General features: G+C 34.8%; 3 protein-coding genes. All 3 read right to left on the minus strand.

All coding sequences use genetic code 11. The annotated features are described in order from the left end of the window. Positions 1–670, minus strand: a 670-nt coding sequence (locus WC622_RS16915) for a response regulator transcription factor (protein WP_372820866.1), incomplete at its 3' end; no start/stop codon positions are given. An 82-nt stretch (positions 671–752) separates the two neighbouring features. Further along, positions 753–2,423: a sensor histidine kinase gene (locus WC622_RS16920; RefSeq protein ID WP_372820867.1), complete on the minus strand. Its 1,671-nt coding sequence runs from the start codon at positions 2,421–2,423 to the stop codon at positions 753–755. Between the two features lie 14 nt (positions 2,424–2,437). Further along, positions 2,438–2,823 (minus strand): alpha/beta hydrolase family protein (locus WC622_RS16925; protein WP_372820868.1); only part of this gene is annotated, 386 nt, incomplete at its 5' end.

The raw sequence follows: 2,823 nt of genomic DNA on the forward strand, positions 1-2,823 counted from the left end.
AGCCAATACCTCTCACGGTCTGTAATAACTGAGGATTGTCTGGATTTAATTCAATTTTCTTACGTAGACGTACTATATGCATGTCAAGGGTTCTAGTATTTACATCAGAATTATAACCCCAAACAACCAACATCAACTCATCCCTATTAATTACTTTATTCGGATTACGCAAAAAGTATAAAAGAATACGATTTTCCAAAATGGTTAGCTCTATTTTCTTCCCATCGCGGAACAATGTATGAATATTCGGATGATGTTCCATATTGCCAAAACGATGAATTTCCGAACGGTCGTTATTCAGCAAAAACTTAACCTTGCTATCTAACATCGCCACCAAAACATCCATGTTAAAAGGTTTAGTTACATAATCAGATGCACCAAAATTGTAAGCATCTATTTTGTCAACATCTTGCGCTTTGGCCGTCATCATAATTACTAACCCTTCATAACCGGCCTTTCTTACTTCTTCACAAACCTCTGCACCTTCTTTCCCAGGCAGCATCCAATCTAACAATACAATATCAGGCTTCTCAGTCATAATTGTCTCCACAGCAGCTAAACCATCGCTATTTTCAAGTACTTGGTAGCCTTCGGCCTGTAAACGATGAACCACTAAAAACCTAAGGTTTTCATCGTCTTCTACGATTAATATTTTTATTCCTTTAGACATCTTATTTATGTTTAAACAATTCTTAAATTAAGACTTACGAAGTTTACTTTGCTCCTTGCCACGTCAAACTTCGTAGGTCTTTCTAAACAATATAGGGTAGTACAATTTTAAATTCTGATCCTTTATTTACAACACTCTTAACAGATATTTCACCATTCATAAAGTTAACTAGTTCCTTACAAAAGGCCAAGCCTAAACCCACACTTCCATTTTGGTTATATCTATTCTGAATGCGGTAAAACTTTTTAAAGATATTATTTATTTCTGATGATGGAATACCAATCCCAGCATCCTTAAATCTAAACACCACTTTGTCTTTGATTAGCCGTGCTGATACATGTAATTTCTTCTGTTCGTCTGTCGAATACTTATAGGCATTCTCTGCCAAGTTATCAAATAAACTACCTAATAGCACTGGATCAGTTATGAAAGTCTTAAAACCAGATATTTCATAGGTAAATTGAAAATCCGGATGCTTTAATTTGTGAACATCAATCGTACTTTCAATAAAGTCTTCAATATTTATTTCATCTTTATTTAAAGTGATCGCTTTGTTTTCTATTTGCGTAAACGCCAATAATTTATTCATTAAGCCATTGAGCTTATCTGCTTCTTCGTCTAAAATTTTACCGTACAACTGTTGCTCTCTTGCAGTTAAACTAGTTGCGCTTTTTATATTATTTCCAGCAATTTTAATCACACTAACGGGTGTTTTAAACTCATGCGTTAAATTAGTTACAAAATCATATTGTAGCTTAAACATCTTATGGTTAACATTTAAGTTCCTGTAAATTAAAAAGGCAACGAGTACCAACACTCCATAAAACAAAAACAACAAGGCAGCAATTGGCAAAAAGAAGGCAAAGATTTCCTTTTTCACAAAAGATTTCGACGAAATAAAATACAATTTGTAATCGGAGAATGCCCCCCCAAGCGTAATCTCTCCTGTAATGTATTCAGACGAGGTGTCTAACGGATCATAACTAATCGGTTCAATCCTAATATTTTGGTAGAGTAGTGGCCGTGTATTTTTTATTTTTATCTTGCGTTGATCTAATTCAAATGAAAACATATCTAACTGGTAAACTGGATTTGACGCCAATTTTTCAGTAACCATACGCTTGTAAGTTTTAAGCAGCTCGAAACTAGGAATATTAAAATAGTCGATATGGTTAGCTTGTACATTGGTAAAATTACTAAACAAGTCGTCTTGGGATGGAACTTTCGCCGTATCTAACTTCTGTATAAAAGTAATGAGCTTCAAAGACAGGGTGCTAAAATCTCCTGAACGCACGTTATGGGTGGTTTCGTTTTCGCCAAATAGTTTGATTGAATCTTTCGGCACCGTTTTTCCAAACTGGTAAACACTCTTCATGCCAATGGCAAAATCACCAACGTTTACACCATAGCCTTCATACCGAACATTTTTTACTTCCGTATCGTAAAAAGTAACTTTAGACACAAATGGGTATTCCATTAAAATGGTATCTACAAATTTGGAAGCAGTAGCCGAATCTAGATAGCCATTGTAAAAAGAAATCTCCGACAGCTTATTCAAAAAGAAATCATTGTATGGCTTAATGGTTTCTTCCAATACATTAGCTTTTGCCGATACGAAATCATTCTCAATATTCTTCTTGCTAAAGTTAAAGGCTAAAAAAAGCGAGAGTATAAATACCACCGATATTAGCACAATAAAGGTCACAATCAATAAAAAATTCTTCCGATAACCACTATCCTTTTCTGAAGCCATTTTATTCGAATTGCTTATTTATTCTTCAAATTGCCTTCCAAAAATTGCTCAAGCGCTGTATAAACTTGTTGCCTACTTTCTTCTCGATTTGCCGAGAAAGGCGAGTCTTCCTTCTCATAATAAGTAACAGGGATATTTCGCTTTTTAAGCTCCTTTACCAACCTTATGGCATCACTTGGATTGATCCTGGGATCCTTGATGTTTTGGGTAATAAAAATAGGCACCTTAATTTTATCAGCATGAAAAACTGGCGACGCTTGTCTCATGTAATCTACATCAGTATCCGGATTCCCAACAATATCATAATACATCTGCAGGTTAGATCTTAAATATGGCGGAATAGAAATCAAATAATTAAATAAATTAAGCACGCCCGAGTTTGAGGCTGCACATTTGTATA

The organism is Pedobacter sp. (assembly GCF_041662865.1).
In the GTDB taxonomy this organism is placed as follows: Bacteria; Bacteroidota; Bacteroidia; order Sphingobacteriales; family Sphingobacteriaceae; genus Pedobacter.

Excerpts from the sequence above, each read along its gene's own strand:
- WC622_RS16920 (WP_372820867.1), bottom strand. The coding sequence starts at position 2,423 with ATGGCTTCAGAAAAGGATAGTGGTTATCGGAAGAATTTTTTATTGATT.